The sequence below is a fragment of the Streptomyces sp. NPDC052721 genome (assembly GCF_040678315.1).
GTDB lineage: Bacteria > Actinomycetota > Actinomycetes > Streptomycetales > Streptomycetaceae > Streptomyces.
On the sequence record NZ_JBFATL010000024.1, the window covers coordinates 25,981 to 45,188 of the forward strand.

16 protein-coding genes and 2 tRNA genes are annotated in these 19,208 nt (G+C 71.0%); 7 read left to right on the top strand and 11 right to left on the bottom strand.

Annotation, left to right across the window (positions count from 1 at the left end; all coding sequences use genetic code 11):
* Position 1: 1 nt before the first annotated feature.
* Complete coding sequence (locus AB0L21_RS22595) at positions 2–958, top strand: hypothetical protein (RefSeq protein ID WP_365785968.1); 957 nt, start codon at positions 2–4, stop codon at positions 956–958.
* A gap of 77 nt (positions 959–1,035) precedes the next feature.
* Here the strand turns inward: AB0L21_RS22595 and clpX are convergent, their stop codons facing one another.
* The 5 genes from clpX to AB0L21_RS22620 all read right to left on the bottom strand — a co-directional run bounded on the left by clpX (position 1,036) and on the right by AB0L21_RS22620 (position 5,852).
* On the bottom strand, positions 1,036–2,322 hold the full coding sequence (gene clpX, locus AB0L21_RS22600) for an ATP-dependent Clp protease ATP-binding subunit ClpX (protein WP_014672712.1): 1,287 nt from the start codon (positions 2,320–2,322) through the stop codon (positions 1,036–1,038).
* Between the two features lie 171 nt (positions 2,323–2,493).
* Positions 2,494–3,159 carry an ATP-dependent Clp protease proteolytic subunit gene (locus AB0L21_RS22605; protein WP_030648613.1) on the bottom strand — a complete coding sequence of 222 codons (666 nt, stop codon included), beginning with the start codon at positions 3,157–3,159 and terminating at the stop codon, positions 2,494–2,496.
* A gap of 67 nt (positions 3,160–3,226) precedes the next feature.
* Positions 3,227–3,832 (bottom strand): ATP-dependent Clp protease proteolytic subunit, encoded by a 606-nt coding sequence (locus tag AB0L21_RS22610; RefSeq protein WP_365699986.1) that lies wholly within the window; start codon positions 3,830–3,832, stop codon positions 3,227–3,229.
* A 354-nt stretch (positions 3,833–4,186) separates the two neighbouring features.
* Positions 4,187–5,581, bottom strand: coding sequence for a trigger factor (tig, locus tag AB0L21_RS22615; protein WP_365785970.1), 1,395 nt, complete (start codon positions 5,579–5,581; stop codon positions 4,187–4,189).
* 194 nt (positions 5,582–5,775) lie between these two features.
* Positions 5,776–5,852, bottom strand: a tRNA-Pro gene (locus AB0L21_RS22620).
* A 160-nt stretch (positions 5,853–6,012) separates the two neighbouring features.
* Between AB0L21_RS22620 and AB0L21_RS22625 the strand changes: the two genes are divergently transcribed.
* Positions 6,013–6,083, top strand: a tRNA-Gly gene (locus AB0L21_RS22625).
* Positions 6,084–7,489: 1,406 nt separating this feature from the next.
* Here the strand turns inward: AB0L21_RS22625 and AB0L21_RS22630 are convergent.
* A complete protein-coding gene (locus tag AB0L21_RS22630; RefSeq protein ID WP_030648672.1) occupies positions 7,490–7,684 on the bottom strand; it encodes a hypothetical protein in 195 nt (64 codons plus the stop codon).
* Between the two features lie 513 nt (positions 7,685–8,197).
* Between AB0L21_RS22630 and AB0L21_RS22635 the strand changes: the two genes are divergently transcribed.
* Complete coding sequence (locus AB0L21_RS22635; protein ID WP_365699945.1) at positions 8,198–9,304, top strand: acyltransferase family protein; 1,107 nt, start codon at positions 8,198–8,200, stop codon at positions 9,302–9,304.
* A gap of 30 nt (positions 9,305–9,334) precedes the next feature.
* Here the strand turns inward: AB0L21_RS22635 and AB0L21_RS22640 are convergent, their stop codons facing one another.
* Both AB0L21_RS22640 and AB0L21_RS22645 read right to left on the bottom strand, forming a co-directional pair.
* Entirely contained in the window at positions 9,335–9,781 is a 447-nt protein-coding gene (locus AB0L21_RS22640; RefSeq protein WP_365699943.1) for an HD domain-containing protein, read from the bottom strand.
* A gap of 68 nt (positions 9,782–9,849) precedes the next feature.
* The gene (locus AB0L21_RS22645) at positions 9,850–11,022 is read right to left on the bottom strand and encodes a PP2C family protein-serine/threonine phosphatase (protein WP_365699941.1); all 1,173 of its coding nucleotides are present in this window, start codon (positions 11,020–11,022) and stop codon (positions 9,850–9,852) included.
* A gap of 160 nt (positions 11,023–11,182) precedes the next feature.
* Here AB0L21_RS22645 and AB0L21_RS22650 point away from each other — a divergent pair, with 160 nt between their 5' ends.
* Positions 11,183–12,424, top strand: a complete 1,242-nt coding sequence (locus AB0L21_RS22650) for a GNAT family N-acetyltransferase (protein ID WP_365785974.1) — start codon at positions 11,183–11,185, stop codon at positions 12,422–12,424.
* A gap of 32 nt (positions 12,425–12,456) precedes the next feature.
* Here the strand turns inward: AB0L21_RS22650 and AB0L21_RS22655 are convergent, their stop codons facing one another.
* Positions 12,457–13,266, bottom strand: coding sequence for a DNA-formamidopyrimidine glycosylase family protein (locus tag AB0L21_RS22655; protein WP_365785976.1), 810 nt, complete (start codon positions 13,264–13,266; stop codon positions 12,457–12,459).
* A 31-nt stretch (positions 13,267–13,297) separates the two neighbouring features.
* Entirely contained in the window at positions 13,298–13,786 is a 489-nt protein-coding gene (locus AB0L21_RS22660; RefSeq protein ID WP_356125460.1) for a ribose-5-phosphate isomerase, read from the bottom strand.
* Between the two features lie 214 nt (positions 13,787–14,000).
* On the opposite strand from AB0L21_RS22660, the gene AB0L21_RS22665 reads away from it, so the two are divergent.
* Both AB0L21_RS22665 and AB0L21_RS22670 read left to right on the top strand, forming a co-directional pair.
* Positions 14,001–15,422 (top strand): amino acid permease, encoded by a 1,422-nt coding sequence (locus AB0L21_RS22665; protein ID WP_365699935.1) that lies wholly within the window; start codon positions 14,001–14,003, stop codon positions 15,420–15,422.
* A gap of 83 nt (positions 15,423–15,505) precedes the next feature.
* Positions 15,506–16,834 (top strand): FAD-binding oxidoreductase, encoded by a 1,329-nt coding sequence (locus tag AB0L21_RS22670; RefSeq protein ID WP_365699933.1) that lies wholly within the window; start codon positions 15,506–15,508, stop codon positions 16,832–16,834.
* On the opposite strand, the gene AB0L21_RS22675 is transcribed toward AB0L21_RS22670, so the two are convergent.
* Positions 16,821–17,402 carry a biotin transporter BioY gene (locus tag AB0L21_RS22675; RefSeq protein WP_365699931.1) on the bottom strand — a complete coding sequence of 194 codons (582 nt, stop codon included), beginning with the start codon at positions 17,400–17,402 and terminating at the stop codon, positions 16,821–16,823. The genes AB0L21_RS22670 and AB0L21_RS22675 overlap by 14 nt on opposite strands.
* A gap of 436 nt (positions 17,403–17,838) precedes the next feature.
* Here AB0L21_RS22675 and AB0L21_RS22680 point away from each other — a divergent pair, with 436 nt between their 5' ends.
* Complete coding sequence (locus AB0L21_RS22680) at positions 17,839–19,038, top strand: ROK family transcriptional regulator (RefSeq protein ID WP_365785978.1); 1,200 nt, start codon at positions 17,839–17,841, stop codon at positions 19,036–19,038.
* Positions 19,039–19,208: the final 170 nt, after the last annotated feature.

Genomic DNA, 19,208 nt, shown 5'->3' on the forward strand with positions numbered 1-19,208 from the left:
AATGAGCAACAACCAGCCGGGCCCGTACGGCCAGCAGCCCCAGCAGCCGGGTCCGTACGGCCAGCAGGGGCAGCCTGGGCCGTACGGCCAGCCGGGCCCCTACGGCCAGCAGCCGCAGGCTCCCCAGCCCGGCTACGGCTACCCCCAGCAGACCCCGCCGGCGCAGCAGCCCGGCTACGGCTACCCGCAGCAGGGCACGCCGCAGCAGCCGGGTCCGTACGGCCAGCAGCCGAACCCCTACGGGCAGCAGCAGCCGTACGGCATGCCGCAGGCACCGCAGCCGGGCGGGGGCAAGAAGAAGACGGGTCTGATCATCGGCGCGGTGGCCGTGGTGGCCGCCGTGGCGGTGGGCGCGTACTTCCTGCTGAGCGGAAGCGGCGGCGGTGTCGCGGACGACGGCCCGCACAAGCTGACGACTCCGGCGACGGTGCTGTCCGAGTACAAGAAGTCCAAGGGTGACAGCGGCACCATGACGGACAGCGACCTCAAGGACGCTGAGAAGTGGGGTGTGCACGACCCCAAGGACGTCAGCGCCGCGTACGAAGCCGGGGACCCGGACAATCCGCTGAGCAAGAAGGGGCTCAACTTCGGCGGTGTCTACGGCACCATCGACGACCCGGAGAAGACGGTCGACGCGATGTTCGCGTACTTCAAGTCCGAGTCGCAGAAGGACAGTGACAGCAAGGACGTCGCCCTGAAGGGCGAGCCGAAGGAGTACAAGCCGGCCGGGCTCGACGGTGCGATCCTCAAGTGCCAGCAGGCCACGGCCCCCACTGGCGCGGGCAGCAGCGGACCGAAGGACGTGACACTCACGATCTGCGTCTGGGGCGACCACAGCACCATCGGCATGGTCATGCCGATGGACTTCGCCAACCTCGCGGCGGGCCGGGGCAGCGACCCGGCGAAGGACGCCGAGCTGACCGCCAAGTTCCGCAGCCAGGTCCGCGTCAAGGCCTGACGCGTTCCGCTCGGCGCTCTCAAGCGGCGAAGGGGCCCCGGTCGGTCGACCGGGGCCCCTTCGTACGCCGCTTGCGCCTACGCCGTCTTCTGCTCCCCCGAGCCCCGCCCGCGGGCGTCCCTCGGGATCAGGGTCGGGTTGACGTTGGAGAGGACCACGTCGGCGGTGATGACGACGCGGGCGACGTCCTTGCGGGACGGGACCTCGTACATCACGCCCTGGAGGACCTCCTCCATGATGGCGCGCAGGCCGCGGGCGCCGGTCTGGCGCAGGATCGCCTGGTCGGCGATGGCCTCCAGCGCCTCGCGCTCGAAGTCCAGCTCCACGCCGTCGAGTTCGAACAGGCGCTGGTACTGCTTGACCAGTGCGTTGCGGGGCTCGACCAGGATCTTCAGGAGCGCTTCGCGGTCCAGGTTGTGGACGGACGTGATCACCGGCAGGCGGCCGATGAACTCGGGGATCATGCCGAACTTGACCAGGTCCTCCGGCATGACGTCCTCGAAGACGTCCTTGGCCTCCAGCTCGCGCTTGGAGAGGATCGTGGCGCCGAAGCCGATGCCCTTTGCACCGGCCCGGGCCTCGATGATCTTCTCCAGGCCCGCGAAGGCGCCGCCCACGATGAACAGGACGTTCGTCGTGTCGATCTGGATGAACTCCTGGTGGGGGTGCTTGCGGCCGCCCTGCGGCGGGACCGAGGCCGTGGTGCCCTCCAGGATCTTCAGCAGGGCCTGCTGGACGCCCTCGCCGGAGACGTCACGGGTGATCGACGGGTTCTCGCTCTTGCGCGCGACCTTGTCGATCTCGTCGATGTAGATGATCCCGGTCTCGGCCTTCTTCACGTCGTAGTCGGCCGCCTGGATGAGCTTGAGGAGGATGTTCTCGACGTCCTCGCCCACGTAGCCCGCCTCGGTCAGCGCCGTGGCGTCGGCGATCGCGAACGGGACGTTCAGCATGCGCGCCAGCGTCTGCGCGAGGAGCGTCTTGCCGGAGCCCGTGGGGCCCAGCAGCAGGATGTTGGACTTCGCCAGCTCGATGGCGTCGTCCCGGCCGCTCGCGCCGCCGTTCTCGCCCGCCTGGACCCGCTTGTAGTGGTTGTACACCGCGACGGAGAGGGCCTTCTTCGCCGCCTCCTGGCCGACCACATAGCCCTCGAGGAACTCGTAGATCTCGCGCGGCTTGGGCAGCTCCTCCCAGCGCACCTCGCTGGTCTCCGCGAGCTCTTCCTCGATGATCTCGTTGCAGAGATCGATGCACTCGTCGCAGATGTACACACCGGGCCCTGCGATGAGCTTCTTGACCTGCTTCTGGCTCTTGCCGCAGAACGAGCACTTGAGCAGATCGCCGCCGTCACCGATGCGTGCCACGGTGTGCTTCCCCTTCGCCTGGGAGACGCCTGGACGCTATGAGTCCAGCGGCTCCTGGTGCTGCCTTATGTCCGACGGTACCTTGCCGGGCCCGGTGTTCGGGCCCCCCTTGGCAGGGTTCACTTTGACGTGCACCGTGCCAAGAGGGGCCGGACGTGCGTGGTTCCGCTTTCAGCGGACCGCGCTGTTGTTCAGCTTGCGGGTCGAGATGATCTGGTCGACGAGGCCGTACTCCAGCGCCTCCTCGGCCGTGAGGATCTTGTCCCGCTCGATGTCCTCGCGGACCTGCTCGATGGGCCGGTTCGAGTGCTTGGCCAGCATGTTCTCCAGCTGCTCACGCATCCGGGTGAACTCGTTGGCGATGATCTCCAGGTCGGAGAGCTGACCGCGGCCGGTGGAGCCGGCCGGCTGGTGGATCAGCACCCGGGAGTTCGGCAGCGCCATGCGCTTGCCGGGGGTGCCGGCGGCGAGCAGGATGGCCGCGGCGGAGGCCGCCTGGCCCATGCAGACCGTCTGGATGTCGGGCTTCACGAACTGCATGGTGTCGTAGATCGCCGTGAGGGCGGTCATGTCGCCACCGGGGCTGTTGATGTAGATCGAGATGTCCCGGTCCGGGTCCATCGACTCCAGGCACAGCAGCTGCGCCATGACGTCGTTGGCGGAGGCGTCGTCGATCTGGACGCCCAGGAAGATCACGCGCTCCTCGAAGAGCTTCGCGTACGGGTCGTACTCGCGGATGCCCTGGGAGGTGCGCTCGACGAAGCGCGGGATGACGTAGCGGCTGTCGGGGCGGGGCCCTTCGTACATGCCGCTGGCGGCGCCGGGGAAGTTGCTCATGGGGTTCACCGTCCTGGTGGCGTTCGGGGGGCTGGTGTCTCGGCGGTGCGTGGCGTGGCCGGGCCCGTCAGGCACCGGTGCCGCCGCCTCCCGGAACACCCGAGGCGTGCGTGATGATCTCGTCAATGAGACCGTACTCCTTGGCCTCTTCCGGGGTGAACCAGCGGTCGCGGTCGCCGTCGCGGATGATCGTCTCGACCGTCTGGCCGGAGTGCCGCGCGGTCAGCTCCGACATGCGCTTCTTGGTGCGCATCAGGTACTCGGCCTGGATCTTGATGTCCGAGACCGTGCCGCCGAGGCCGGCGGAGCCCTGGTGCATCATGATGTCCGCGTGCGGCAGGGCGAAGCGCTTGCCGGCGGCGCCGCCGGTGAGCAGGAACTGGCCCATCGAGGCCGCCATGCCCATGGCGATCGTGACCACGTCGTTCGGGATGTACTGCATGGTGTCGTAGATCGCCATGCCGGCCGTCACCGAGCCGCCCGGGCTGTTGATGTAGAGGTAGATGTCCTTGTCCGGATCAGCGGCAAGGAGCAGCAGCTGTGCGGTGATCTTGTTGGCGATGTCGTCGTCAACCTGCTGGCCGAGGAAGATGATCCGCTCGTTGAGCAGCCGGTTGTAGACCTGGTCGCCGAGGCCACCACCGATGGAAGGCTCGCCGGCGGCGGAGGGCATCAGATTCGTCACGTATCCACCTGCTCGTCTTACGACGGCGCCGGGCCGTCTCATTGTTCTGCCTTTCATGGACCCTAACGCGACGTTCCCTTCGGAGAATCCCGGTAAGAGAGCTGTTCGCTGTCAGCGCAGGTCGCTCCGCGGGGGCGCCGGGGAATGCCCGGGACCGCGCGCCGGACGGGCCGGACCGCCCGGTACGGCGACGCCTGGGAAGGCAACGGGGACGGGTCCCCGGGAAGGCAGCGGGTGAGGGCCCCGGGGAAGGCAGCGGGGACGGGTCCCGGGGAAGGCGACGGGCCCCGGGGGAAGCCCCCAGGGCCCGTCGTACGTGCCTCACAGGCGCCGTAGGGCCGCTCAGCCCTCGGTCTTCTCGTCGGCCTTCTCCTCGGCGGAGTCGGACGCCTCGGTGGCCTCGGCCGACGCCTCCTCGGTCTCCTCCTCGTCGTCCAGGTTGACGATCTCGCCGTTGGTGTCCTTCACCGTGGCGGACTCCACCACGACGGCCAGGGCCTTGCCGCGGGCGACCTCGCCGACCAGGAGCGGCACCTGGCCGCCCTCGACGACGGCCTGGGCGAACTGGTCGGGGGACATGCCGGAGGAGGCCGCACGCCGCATGAGGTGCTCGGTGAGCTCCTCCTGGTTGACGTTGAGGTTCTCCTTCTTGACCAGCTCGTCGAGGACGAACTGGGTCTTGATGCCCTTGACCGCGGCCTCGCGGGTCTCGGTCTCGAACTCCTCGGCGGTCTTGCCCTGGATCTCCAGGTACTTGTCGAGGGTGAGACCCATCTGGGCGAGCTGGTGGTGCTCCAGGTTGTGCTTGCGGGTGTTGATCTCGTCCTCGAGGAGCTTCTCGGGGACCGGGACCTCCACCAGCTCCAGCAGCTTCTCCAGGACGCGCTCCTGGGCCTGCGTGGCCTGGTCGAACTGCTTCATGTTGGCGAGGCGCTTGCGGCTGTCGGCCTTCAGCTCCTCCAGGGTGTCGAACTCGGACGCCAGCTGCGCGAACTCGTCGTCCAGCTCGGGCAGTTCACGGGCGGCGACTTGGGTGACCTTGACGGTGACCTCGGCCTCCTTGCCCGCGGCCGAGCCGCCCTTCAGCTCGGAGGTGAAGGTGGCCTCCTCACCGGCGGACAGGCCCTTGACGGCGTCGTCGATGCCGTCCAGCAGCTCGCCGGAGCCGATGGTGTAGGAGACGCCGTTGGCGATGCCGTCCTCCAGCACCTCACCGTCGACCTTGGCCTGCAGGTCGATGGTGACGACGTCGCCGTCCTCGGCGGCACGCTCGACGGGAGAGGTCGACGCGAAGCGCTCACGCAGCTGCTCCACGGACTTCTCGACGTCCTCGTCCGTCACCTCGACGGCGTCGACCTCGACCTCGATACCCGAGTAGTCCGGGATCTCCAGGGCCGGGCGGACGTCGACCTCGGCGGTGAAGTTCAGCGTCTCGCCGTCCTTCAGCTCGGTGATGTCCACCTCGGGCTGGCCCAGCGGGCTCAGCTCGGCCTCGTTGACCGCCTCGGTGTAGAACTTGGGCAGCGCGTCGTTGACGGCCTCCTCCAGCACCGCACCGCGGCCGAACCGCTGGTCGATCACGCGGGCCGGGATCTTGCCCTTACGGAAGCCCTTCACCGTGACCTGCTGGTTGATCTTCTTGTACGCCGCGTCGAGGCTGTCCTTGAGCTCCTCGAAGGGCACCTCGACAGTGAGCCGAACCCGGGTCGGGTTCAGGGTCTCCACGGCGCTCTTCACGGTTCGGTCTCCTTGTGGCTGACTTCTCGGGTTCTGCCGGAGCCCGATGGGTCCGGCGGATTTCGCCGCCCGGAGGAGTACATAGGCCGTGAGGGCCGGGACACACGGGCGCGCAGCTTGCATAGTAACCGCAGCCGGTCAGCGCCCCAAAAGGCGATCATCACGACGCCACTGAGCCGGACGTCACGAGCCGGTGGTCGGGGTGGCGGGATTTGAACCCACGGCCTTCCGCTCCCAAAGCGGACGCGCTACCAAGCTGCGCCACACCCCGTCTGGTGCGACACGTAGGGTACATGCCCCGGCCCGCTCCGTCGGCCGCATTCTGCGAGGCGGGACGCGCGCTGCCGGCGTGGCCGACTCGTTGGCCTCGGCGGCGGGCGACCCGCTACGATGCCTTCAGTGCCGCGGTCACCGACCTGCGGCGCGCTGCTGCGGGCGTAGCTCAATGGTAGAGCCCTAGTCTTCCAAACTAGCTACGCGGGTTCGATTCCCGTCGCCCGCTCTGGATGCCGAAGGCCCAGGTGAGCGGTTTCTCTCCGCTCACCTGGGCCTTCCGTCGTACCGAGGTGGTGCGGCCCCGCGTGTCCCCTGCTAGGGATCTCCTACCGGATCTCCTACCGGATCACAGTGACCGGCCCTGTGCCGCCGCATGCCGGCTGCGGCCGGCAACGCGCCCGGCGGTGTGTCACAGGTTCCCTTGTCCGCGACGACCGCGCCGCAGGCCGGGTCGCGGTGTCCGGGCCCAGGGCCCGCACGGTGCACCGGGTGCGGCTCTCGGGTGCCTCGCCGGTCCTGATGTCGGTGCTGTCGGCCGGGGCCGATGTGTCCGCCGGTGTGGCGTCCATGGGCCGGGTCCAGGTATTCCGGCCCGTCGGCGCAGGTGAAGCGGGCGGCCACGATCCCGTCGTCGCGGGCGAGAACGGTGACGGCGGGCGGCCACGGCGGCCAGTACGGCGGGCGGCGGGCGGCGGGCGGCCACCAGCGGTACCGGCCGAGGGGGGTGCGGCCTCGCCGCCGGAGGCGGCGGGCGGCAGGCGGCAGGCGGCAGGCGGCCAGCCGTGATGCCGGGGCTGCGGCCCCGGTACCCGAGGCGGTGCGGGTGACCTGTGGGCGGCCACAACGGCGCCGCCGCGAGGGCGCGGGCTCGGTGGCGGTGGGGGGCGGTGTCGGGTCGGGGCCTGGCGTCGGGAGTCGGCCCTTGCGGAGCAGGTGGGGGAGTTTGTCGGCGTCGGGGCGGGACGTGGGGTGCTTCTCCGGGCGGAGGCGGACGAAGGAGGAGGGGCTGCCCGGGACGCCGGTCAGGTCGGGGTGCCCTCGATGACGCGGTGGCCGTCTCCCAGGGGCTCGGGCGGACGAAGGATCCGCGCCGGGTGGCGGCGCACACGAGGACGGCGTCGAGGGAGAAGGTGTCGGTGGGGGGCCACCTCGTCTGGGGAGGCGAACTGCTCGGGGGACAGGAAGGGCGGGGTGCCTCCCCCGTCGCGGCCGGTCGGCGAGCATGGCGTCGGCCGGTTTGGGCCCCGGTGGACCACTCCGGCGCGGTGGATGCCGCGCAGCCGGCCGGGCGGGAGCGGGCCGTGCCGGCGGGCGTCGGTGCCGGGCGCCTCGCCGGGGATGCGGTGGGTGGCCGTCAGGGGGTGGCCCGTCGGCGTACGTTTCCACCACGGGCGCCGTCGACCTGGCGGGCGGCGGCCGTCTCGCGGCGGAACCGGATGCGGAACTCGTCGTCTTCGGCGTACTGACCGTGGACGACCTTGACGGCGCGCCTCCCGTTCGGGTGAAGCCCAGAAGAGGGCCACGCCCATGCCGGCGCCGGCCTCCGGCGGGTCCGAGTCGCGCCGCGCCGTTCCCGTACGCCTCCGGTGTTTCAGTTGTCCGGCCGGCTCAGGCCCCGGCTCCCCTGCCCAGTCAGAACCTGATCGAGTTGATGGACTCCGCTATCGAGTTCAGGAAGCGGTTGATCGATGGGGCCATGCCGGTCGAGGCCAGGAAGAAACCGAAGAGGATGGCGACGATGGCTGGGCCGGCCTTGATGTTCCCCCCTCGGATCAGCACCACCAGGATGATCGCCAACAGCAGCACCACAGACAGTGAAATGGCCACAACTGATCACACCCTCGGTCGGTCCGCTCTCCCGGCCCGGAGGTACGGCCCGCGCACCCCCGCCAGAACCATCGTGCCACCAACCTGCCCGCGGTATGCGGGTCCTGACGCAACGCCGGACGGACACGCATGCGCGCGACACCTCGCACAGGAATGCGACCGGCGACGCGGTCACGAAATCCACACGAATTCCCGGGACTTCGTTTCAATAGCCACGCAATGCACGGAACAGGGAATCCGCGTACGGGACACAGAGACGCCGTATGCCCGAATTAGTCTGTATTAATCGGTACATCCGGGACGAACGAACGACACCTGTGTGCCCATCATCACGTGGACCGGGATGGCAAGTTCGGCGAATTACGGGGTACCCGGGCGGGATAACCAGGAATGACAGTGCGGGTTTTACGGAATCCCACAGCCGACGCTAGGGTGCCTGAGATGTTCGACGCCGCAACGTCCCCCGGCCACAGCCGCAGGCCTCTCCCCCCGGCACAGCCGCCGGTGCGTGGGGTGCCCGACCGGCGAACCCCGACGCACGCGCAGGAGACGCGGTCGCGGACCGACAGACCGGGCGGGCAGCGCGACGCGTTCTTCGACAACGCCAAGTACCTGGCGATCGTGCTGGTGGCACTGGGACACTCCTGGTCGGCCATCAAGACCGACAACCGGGCCCTCGAAGGCCTGTACAACGTCGTGTACACCTTCCACATGCCGGCGTTCATCGTCATCTCCGGCTACTTCTCCCGCAGTTTCGACATGCGCCCGGACCGGCTGAAGCGGCTGGTCACCGGCATAGCGGTCCCGTACCTGCTGTTCCAGATCGCCTATTCGCTGTTCCGGCGCTACGCGGGCCAGGCCGACGACCCGATCAGCCTCGTCTCCCCCTACTACCTGACCTGGTTCCTGTGCGCGCTGTTCATCTGGCGCCTGACCACCCCCCTGTGGAAGCTGGTCCGCCGGCCGCTGCCCCTGGCGCTGGGCATCGCCATGGTCGGATCGGTCACCCCGGGCCTCGACGACAATCTGGATCTCGGCCGCGTCCTGCAGTTCCTGCCCTGCTTCGTCCTCGGCCTGCTGCTGAAGCCCGAGCACTTCGCGCTGATACGCCGGCGCGCGGTGCGGGTGCTGTCCGTGCCGGTGTTCGCCGCGGCGCTGGCCGTCGGCTGGTGGACCGTGCCGCGCGTGGACGGCGGATGGTTCTACCGGCAGAGTTCGGCGCAGGACATCGGTGCGCCCTGGTGGACCGGACCGCTCATGACGCTGGCCATGTTCGGCTGCGCGCTGCTGCTGACCGCCTGCTTCCTCGCCTGGGTGCCGGGCCGCCGGACGTGGTTCACCGCGCTCGGCGCGGGCACGTTGTACGGCTATCTGCTGCACGGCTTCGTGGTCAAGGGTGCGCTCTACGCGGGCGGGTTCGACCTCGCCGAGCAGTACGGCACCCTCGGTACGGCCGCCGTCACCGTCCTCGCGGCCGCCGCCGTCACGGTGCTGTGCACCAAGCCGGTGCAGCGCGTCTTCCGCTTCGCGATGGAGCCGAAGATGGAGTGGGCGTTCCGGGAGGACGCGGCCGAACTCGCCCGCGAACGGCAGACGCAGCGGGAGAAGGCCGGCGTCTAGCCGGTCCCGCTCCCCGTCGGAAACCCTCGCTCAGGCTTCGAGGCCGAGAAGTGCGCGCGTCCTGGCGTACTTCTCGGTCAGCCGTTTCCGGGTCGGCTCGTCGAGCGCCGCGAGCCGCCGCGGGTCGGCGTTGTGCGCGAGGTCGGCCTCCTTGACCAGCAGCGCGCCCGGGGTGGCGAGGATGCGGCGCGTGTACGCCTCCAGTTCCTCGCCCGGCCGCTTGGTGAGGGCGTCCACGATGGCCTTGGTGCGCGGGGTCAGGGCTGCGGCGGCCAGCCACTCCCGGCTGAGCGCGTCGTCCTCGACGGAGTCGTGCAGCCAGGCCGCCGCGATCTGCTCCGGGTCACCACCGCGGACCCGCACGCCCTCGGCGACGGCCGCGAGGTGTTCGGCGTACGGCCGCCCCGCCTTGTCGGTCTGCCCCTCATGGGCGGACCGCGCGACGGCCTCGACCTCTGCGAGCGTGAGCTGGGTCATGGCTCCAGTGTCCCCCCGGCCCGAGCCCGGCGGCCACCACGGAAGACGACCGCGGACCGGCGATCGGCTCAGCGGCCGTTCGCCGTCGGCTGGCGGCAGATCAGGAGCAGCGCGCGGTCGTCGTTGACGTCCTTGGCGACCGCCTCGATGAGGTGCCAGGCGGCGCCGTGGAAGCCGCCTGGCACATAGCGGTCGGCCTCGCCGGTGAGCCGGTCGATGCCCTCCACGATGTCCCGGTCGGAGGTCTCCACCAGTCCGTCGGTGAACAGCATCAGTACGTCACCGGGGCGCAGCGAGCCCTTCACCGGGTCGAACTGGGCGCCGTCGTACACCCCGAGCAGCGGCCCCTCGGCGGCCTTCTCCTCCCAGCGCCCGCTGCCCGCGCTGAGCTGGAGCCCTGGCGGATGTCCGGCGGAGTACAGCTCGTAGTCCCCGGAGTCCAGGTCCAGGACCAGGTGGATGGAGGTGGCGAAGCCCTCCTCCCAGTCCTGGCGCAGGAGGTAGCCGTTGGCCGCCGGGAGGAAGGCGTGCGGCGGGAGGGAGCCCAGCAGGCCGCCGAACGCGCCCGACAGCAGCAGGGCGCGCGAGCCCGCGTCCATGCCCTTGCCGGACACGTCGGTGAGCACGACCTCCAGCGTCCGGCCGCCGTTCGTGCGGGCGGCGACGACGAAGTCGCCGGAGAAGGACTGGCCGCCCGCCGGGCGCAGCGCCATCTCGTGGTGCCAGCCCTGCGGCAGCTTCGGCAGCTTGCTCTGCACCCGGATCCGCTCGCGCAGGTCGAACAGCATGGTGCCGCCGCGCCGCCAGGGCACGCCGACCCGGCTGCGGAACTGCGCGGTGAGCAGCCCGAAGAAGCCGCACGCGGCCACCACCAGGACCACGCCCGGGGTGACCCGGGAGGGGCCCTCGGTGTACGGGCCGAGCTGTACCGACTCCACGATCAGCGCGGTGGCCGCCGCCGCGTACAGGCCGAGCAGGCTCGCCGGGCGCAGCAGCAGGCCGCCGGCGACGATCGGCAGCACCAGGGTGGCCGGGGAGCACCACACGGAGTCGAGGAGGGTCATGGTCGCGAGGACCGGGATCATCAGCAGCAGTCCGGCGAAGGCGATCCAGTCGGAGCCGTCCCCGCGGAAGTAGTCCACGGCGCTTCTGCGCAGCCCGACGCGGGCCCGGTGCCACTGCATCTTCCACCGGGCCGTGAACGTCTCGGCCTTCGAGCGCCGCTGTCGTCCTGCTGCCATCAGTTCGCGACCCTATCCAGCGGACCCGCTGCTTGGCACGGGAGGTCCCACTTGTCCCCCCTGTGGGATTCCACTTCGCCACCCGTCGGCCGGGTTCCGGCGGGCCGGGCCGGGGCGAAAATCACTGGCTCGCCCCCCTTCGCCCTGGTAGGCATGGCGCATGGGGACTGAGAGCGCGACTGAGTTGAAGACCCTGCGTCCGGAGGAGTTCGACCGGTGGTGGGACCACCTGGTCCGCGCGTTCGGCGGCGGACCGGCCTCCGCCGAGGAACGGGAACTGGACAGATCACTCACCGAGTTCGACCGTTCCCTGGCCGCCTGGGACGGGGACGTGCTCGTCGGCACGTCCGGGGCCTTCAGCTTCCGGATGACCGTGCCGGGCGGGGCGCTGGTGCCCACCGCGGGCGTGACGATGGTCAGCGTGGCCGCGACGCACCGGCGGCGCGGGGTGCTGACGTCGATGATGCGGCGGCTGATGGACGACGCGCGCGCCAAGGGCGAGCCGCTGGCCGCGCTGTTCGCCTCCGAGCCCGCGATCTACGGCCGCTTCGGGTACGGCGCGGCGACCCCCCAGCTCATCGCCGAGATCGACACCGGCAGGGTGACCCTGGAGGTGCCCGAGGGCACCGACGGGGTGCGTGTGCGCTACGCGGCGCCCGCGGACGTCCTGGCGGAGTGCGAGGCGGTGTACGCGGCCCTGGTGCCGCGGCGCCCGGGCATGCTGGCGCGGCGGCCCGGCTGGGAGCGGGCCGCGCTGGTCGACCCGGAGAGCGAGCGGGAGGGCGCGTCGGCCCTTCAGTGCGTGGTCGCCGAACGGAACGGTGAGATCACCGGGTACACGCGCTTCCGTACGAAGATGGTCTGGGGGCGGAGCGGGCACGACGGCACGGTGACCCTGGAGGACCTGGCCGCGCTGGACCCGGCGAGCGAGGCGGCGCTGTGGCGTTTCCTGTTCGGCGTCGACCTGATGACGACGCTGAAGATGCGGGCGCGGCCGGTCGACGACGCCTGGCAGTACCTGGTCTCCGACATCCGCCGCTGCCTGCCGCAGCAGCGGGACGCCGGGTACGTCCGGCTGGTGGACGTGGGAGCGGCCCTGTCGGCCCGTACGTATCTGACGCCCGTGGACGTCGTGTTCGAGGTCGAGGACGCCTTCTGTCCGTGGAACGCGGGGCGTTGGCGGCTGACCGGGGACCCGAAGGGCGCGTCCTGCGAGCGGACGACCGACGCTGCCGATCTGGCCCTGTCCGTGCGGGAGTTGGGCGCGGCGTATCTGGGCGGGGTGACCCTGCTGTCGCTGGCGGCGGCCGGGCGGGTGCGGGAGCTGCGGCCGGGGGCGCTGACGGAGGCGTCGGTGGCGTTCGGCTCACCGGTGGCCCCGTGGCTGTCCCACGGCTTCTAGGTCGGCGCTTCCGGCAGGTCAGGGGTGCCCGGTCAGCGTTTCTGGCAGGTCGGGCACCAGAAGAGGTTGCGGGCGGCCAGGCCGGCGGTGCGGATCTCGTCACCGCAGATGTGGCAGGGCAGGTTCGCCCGGCGGTAGACGTACACCTCGCCGCCGTGGTCGTCGACGCGGGGCGGGCGGCCCATGGCCTCGGGGGTGTGCTCCGGACGGACGGTGTCGATCCGGTTGTTCCGGACGCCCTCCCGCATCAGCGCGACCAGGTCGGCCCAGATCGCGTCCCACTCGGCCGGGGTGATGTCCCGGCCCGCGCGGTAGGGGTCGATGCCGTGCCGGAACAGCACCTCGGCGCGGTAGACGTTGCCGACGCCGGCCACGATCTTCTGGTCCATGAGCAGCGCGGCGATCGTCGTACGGCTGCGGGAGATCCTGCGGTAGGCCGTGCCCGGGTCGGCGTCCGCGCGCAGCGGGTCGGGGCCGAGCCGGTCGTGGACCGCCCGCTTCTCGGCGTCCGTGATCAGGGCGCAGGTGGTGGGGCCGCGCAGATCGACGTACGACGTGTCGTTGGCGAGCCGGAGCCGGACGGTGTCGGCCGGCGGGGGCGCCGGGGCGTCCCCGAAGCCGACCTTGCCGAAGAGGCCGAGGTGGATGTGGACCCAGTCGCTGTCCCGGAAGCCCAGGAAGAGGTGCTTGCCGTGGGCTTCCGTGGCGGTCAGCTCGGTACGGTCCACGAGGGCGGCGCCGTCGGAGAACTTGCCCTGGGGGCTGGTGACGCGGGCGGCCCGGCCCACGAAGCGCTCGGCGTAGTCCTGGGCCAGCCGGTGGATCGTGTGCCCCTCTGGCACGGGTCCCTGTTCCTTCCCGCCCCCTGGGGGCTCAGTCCTGCTGCGGGTGGTGGGCCGGGATCGGCGGGAGGTCGCCCGTGGTCTCGTACGCCGAGAGCATGTCGATGCGGCGGATGTGACGCTCGTCGCCGGAGAACGGGGTGTTGAGGAAGACCTCGACGAACTTGGTCGCCTCCTCCGTGCTGTGCATGCGCGCACCCACGGCCACCACGTTGGCGTTGTTGTGCTGCCGGCCGAGCGCGGCCGTCTCCTCGCTCCAGGCCAGCGCCGCGCGCACGCCCTTCACCTTGTTCGCGGCGATCTGCTCGCCGTTGCCGGAGCCGCCGATGACGATGCCGAGGGCGTCCGGGTCCGCGGCCGTCCGCTCCGCGGCACGGAGGCAGAAGGGCGGGTAGTCGTCCTGGGCGTCGTAGATGTGCGGCCCGCAGTCGACGGGCTCGTGGCCGGCGGCCTTCAGCCACTCGACGAGGTGGTTCTTGAGTTCGTAGCCCGCATGGTCGGAGCCGAGATACACGCGCATGCCACGAGTGTGACACGCCTCCATCGGGGCAGCAGCCCCAGGGTGTCGGCGGGCACCCGGGGCGGAAAATGTGAGGCAAACCATAGATCCTCAAGGGAACCTCAAATAACGATACGGATTCAGAGGTTCCCGAATTCGTTCACCTCGGATTCACTGGACCGACTCGTACACCGCTCGTGCGGGCAGCTCTACCTGGCGCAAAGGAAATCCGTCCATGACCTCTGGTTCGGGCCTCCAAGCAGGACTGAAAAACCGCCACCTTTCGATGATCGCGATCGGCGGCGTCATCGGAGCCGGCCTCTTCGTCGGTTCCAAAGCCGGTATCGCCACCGCGGGACCCGGCATCCTCCTGTCCTACGCCCTCGTCGGCACGCTCGTCGTCCTCGTGATGCGCATGCTCGGCGAGATGTCCGCCGCCAATCCGACCTCCGGCTCGTTCTCGGCGCACGCCGACCGCGCGCTGGGCCGCTGGGCCGGGTTCTCCATCGGCTGGCTCTACTGGTTCTTCTGGGTCGTCGTGCTCGCCGTCGAGGCGACCGCCGGTGCCCAGATCCTCGAAGGCTGGGTCCCGGCCGTCCCGCAGTGGGCCTGGGCGCTCATCGTGATGATCGTGCTGACCGCGACCAACCTGGTCTCCGTCGGCTCCTACGGCGAGTTCGAGTTCTGGTTCGCCGGCATCAAGGTGGTGGCGATCGGCGCGTTCATCGTCGTCGGCCTGCTGGCCATCTTCGGCGTCCTGCCGGGCGTGCACGCCGACCAGGCGAGCTTCGGCAACCTGACCTCGCACGGCGGATTCCTGCCGCACGGTCCGGGTTCGATCCTCACCGGTGTGCTGCTGGTCGTCTTCTCCTTCATGGGCAGCGAGATCGCCACGCTGGCGGCCGGCGAGTCCGAGGACCCGCAGCGCGCGGTCACCAAGTCCACCAACAGCATCATCTGGCGGATCGGCGTCTTCTACCTGGGCTCCATCCTGGTCGTGGTCTCCCTGCTGCCGTGGGACGACGCGTCCATCGCGAAGGACGGCTCCTACGTCGCCGCGCTGAACTCGCTGGGCATCGCGCACGCCGGTCAGATCATGAACTTCATCGTGCTGACCTCGGTGCTGTCCTGTCTGAACTCGGGCCTGTACACGGCTTCCCGCATGGCCTTCTCGCTCGGCGAGCGGGGCGACGCGCCGAAGGCGTTCGCACGCGTCAACGGCCGGGGCGTGCCGATGGCGGCGATCCTCGCTTCGGTGGTGTTCGGCTTCGTCGCCGTCTTCTTCAACTACCTGTCCCCGGACAAGATCTTCCTCTTCCTCGTCAACTCCTCCGGCGCGGTGGCCCTGTTCGTGTGGCTGGTCATCTGCTTCTCGCAGCTGCGGATGCGGAAGATCATCCAGCGCGAGGCGCCGGAGAAGCTCGTCGTGCGGATGTGGCTGTACCCGTACCTGACCTGGGCGACGGCCGCGCTGATCGTGTTCGTCCTCGGCTACATGCTGACCGACACGAAGCACGACGGCCGCGAGACCGTGCTGCTGTCGCTGCTGGTGGCGGCGGTCGTGCTGGTGATCGCCGTGGTGAAGGAGCGGATCCGGGCGGGCCGCCCGGCGCCCGCCGCGGCCGAGGCCCCGGCCGACAAGGTGTCCGTCGGCTGATCCGGCACCGGCCCGGCATGGCCGCATGACCTGGCCGCATAACCTGACGGAAGCTGTCAGGTTACGCGGCCATGCTGCGTTCCATGACGCACACGGACCAGCGCACCGACCTGACCCTCCTCCACCCCGGCGACGTCGGCTACGACGACGAACTCGCCGCCTTCCAGCTCGGTTTCGTCCAGCGGCCCGAGGCGATCGTGCCCGCCCGCTCGGCGGACGACGTGGTGGCCGCCGTACGGTACGCCGCCACGCGCGGCCTGCCCGTGGGCGTGCAGGCCACCGGGCACGGGCTGCCCGGCGGCTACGAGGGCGGGCTGCTGGTGACGACGAAGCGGCTGGACGGGATCACCGTCGACGCCGAGGCGCGTACGGTCCGGGTACAGGCCGGGGTGCGCTGGGGGCAGGTGGTCCAGGCGGCCGAGCCGTACGGGCTGGCGCCGCTCAACGGCTCGGCGCCGGGCGTGGGCGCGGTGTCGTACACCCTGGGCGGCGGGCTCGGCATCCTGGCCCGGGAGTACGGCTACGCGGCCGACCACGTGCGGTGGCTGGAGCTCGTCACCGCCGACGGCACGCTCCGCCGGGTCACCGCGGACTCCGACCCGGACCTGTACTGGGCGCTGCTCGGCGCCGGGCAGAACCTGGGCATCGTCACCGAGCTGGAGATCGGACTCGTCCCGGTGCGAACGCTGTACGGCGGCTCGCTCGCCTTCGACGGGCGGACGGTGGACCCGGCGGCCGCGCTGCGGGCGTACGAGGCCTGGACGCGGACCGTGCCGGACGGGCTGACCTCGTCCTTCGCCGCCGTTCCGTACCCGGACGTGCCCGCGCTGCCGCCGCATCTGCGCGGCACGTACGTCGTCTCCGTCCGGGTCGCCCACACGGGTCCCGGCGGCGCGGACATCGTCGCCCCGCTGCGGGAGATCGGCCCGGTGCTGTCGGACTCGCTGCGCGAGATGCCGTACGCCGAGAGCCACACCATCCACAGCGACCCGGACTTCCCGCACGCCTACTACGGCGACAGCGCGGTGCTGCGGGAGCTGGACGTCGAGCGGGCCGGGGAGCTGCTGAGGCGGACCGGACCGGCGGCGGACCTGATGTGTGTCGTGCAGGTCAACCACCTGGGCGGGGCGCTCGCGCGGCCGGCGCCGAACGCGGTGCCGTACCGGGAGGGGCGGTTCCTGGTGCGGGTGCTGACGGTCGGGGACCGGGAGCGGGCGCGGACCGTGCTGGACCCGGCGTTCGCGCTGCTGGCCGACGACACGCTCGGCCGGTCGCTCAACTTCGCCTTCGGCGCGGGCGACCGGGGTGCGGGGCTGTACGACGCCGAGACGCGAAAGAGGCTCGCCGGGGTGAAGGAGACCTACGACCCGGCGAACCTCTTCCGCAGGAACTACGGCGTCAGCGCTTGTTGACCAGCTTCCAGGCGGTGGGCAGCGCGCCCATCGCCAGGGCGGCCTTGAGGGCGTCACCGATCAGGAACGGGGTGAGGCCGGCCGCGATGGCCTGGGACGCGGACAGGTGGGCGGCCAGGGCCAGGTAGGGGACGCCGACCGCGTAGACGACGGCCTCGCCGAGGATCATCGTGCCGGCCATGCGCAGCGGGGAGCGGTCGGCGCCGCGCCGGGCCAGGGCGCCGACGAGGGCGGAGGCGAGCAGCATGCCGAGGACGTAGCCGAAGGAGACCATGCCCGCGCCGGAGGCGCCCTGCGCGAACCACGGCACGCCCGCCACACCGGCGACCGCGTACAGCCCGAGGGAGAGGAAGCCGCGGCGGGCGCCGAGCGCGGTGCCGACGAGCAGCGCGGCGAAGGTCTGGCCGGTCACCGGCACCGGGGACCCGGGCACCGGCACGGACAGCTGGGCCGCGAGACCGGTGAGCACCGCGCCGCCGACGACGAGGGCGACGTCACGGACGCGGGACGCGGGCAGCAGGTCGGCGAGAACGGCGCCGGGGCGGGCGGTGGCGGTGGCGGTGCTCATGGGGACTCCGCGGGTGACGGGGACATGCTGGGACAGGGTGACGCTATCCGAGCCGGCTACGGCCGATCACCGTCAGCGCCCGACAAAGGGCGGAACGAGAGCTTCGTGGGCTCCGGACAAAGAGTGCCGGTTACACCGGTCGGGGCGTGACCCTGATCACTGAGGCAGGTACGTTTCGCTCACGTGAAGCGGGTGCCGACGGAACTGTGCGGTCTCACCAAACGAACCCGGGTCGTCTGGTCGGATTCCTTCCTCCTGCCCTACCCTTCAGCCATGGTTGCCCAGGCCCGCTGTCTCACCTCGCGTCGCTATGTCGATCTGCGACGCCAGGGCACGGCCACCTGTCGCCGTCCGGGGTAGGGGCGGGCCGCCCGGCACGCCTCACCCTCTCCGAGCCTCCGAGACGTGTCGGCCCCGCTCCCGAGGACGGTCCCCCATGCGCCGTACCGCCGTTCCCACCCTGCCCTCGCCCGTGCCGCGTGCCGCCGACAGCGACCGGCGGCGCACCAGCGCCAGCGTCGTGCTGCGCTCCGTGCTGGAGCACGGCCCGGTGGCGCGCAGCACCATCGCCCGGCTGACCGGGCTGTCCCCGGCGTCGGTGACCGAGCACTGCGCCCGGCTCGCCGAGCGGGGCCTGATCCGGGAGTCGGCCACGCCCCGCCGCTCGAACGGGGTCGGCCGGCCGCACGTCCCCGTCGACCTGGACGACACCCGCTTCCTGGTCGCCGGGGTGCATGTGGCCGTGCCGTACACCACGGTGGCGTTGCTGGACCTGCGGGGCCGGGTGGTGGCCCGGCGGGAGCTGCGGCACGAACGGACCGACCCGGAGCGGGTGGTGGCGCGGGCCGCCGAAGGACTCGCGGGGCTGCTCGCCGGGATGCCGGGCCGGCGCCCGCTGGGGGTCGGGGTGGCGGTCGGCGGCTGGGTGGACCGGGAGACGGGCACCGTGGTCGAGCACGAGCTGCTGGGCTGGCGGGACGTGCCGGTGCGGGACCTGCTCGGCGCCCGCACCGGCCTGTCGGTCCAGGTGGACGGGCACGCGCGGGCGCTGGTGCACGGCGAGCGGCTGTTCGGGCGGGCCCGGGGCAGCCGGAGCGTGCTGCACCTGTTCGTCGGCAACGTGGTGGACGCCGCCTTCGCCACCCATGACGAGGTGCACTACGGCCCCCGGTCCGCGGCCGGCGCGATCGCCCATCTGCCGGTGCCCGGCGGCAGCGAGCCGTGCGCGTGCGGCCGTACCGGCTGCCTCCAAGCGGAGCTGAGCGAGCGGACGTTGTGCCGGCGGGCGCGGGCGGCCGGGGTGGCCGACTCGGCCCACCCGATGCGGGTGGTGGCCGCGGCGGCGGGCGGGGACCCGGTGGCCCGGCGGCTGCTGGTGGAGCGGGCGCACACGACCGGGCGGGCGGCCGGGCTGCTGCTGGACGTGCTGAACCCGGAGACGGTCGTCGTCACCGAGGTCGGCGTCATCCATGTCGAGGGCTGCCTGGAGGCGTTGCGGGACGCGGTCGGTACGGCGCGTTCCGCCGCTGTCCTCCCGACGAGTTTCCCGGATTCCGTGCTGGCGGTGGCGGGCGGATCCGTCGTACTGGAGGCGGTGTTCCGGGATCCGCTGGGTGCGTCACCTGAGGGTATTTAATTCAGAAACTCGGAATGTTGACAGAGGTCGAGCGCGGCCGGGAACATCCTGGTCATGAGCCCTCTCACGAGCTGCCGCACCCTCTGTTGCTGACATGTTGCCGCGCATGAAGCGCGTGTTTCCCGCTGCGTGAGTCCTCTTCCTCCGGCCTGCTTCTGCCGGAATTCCTC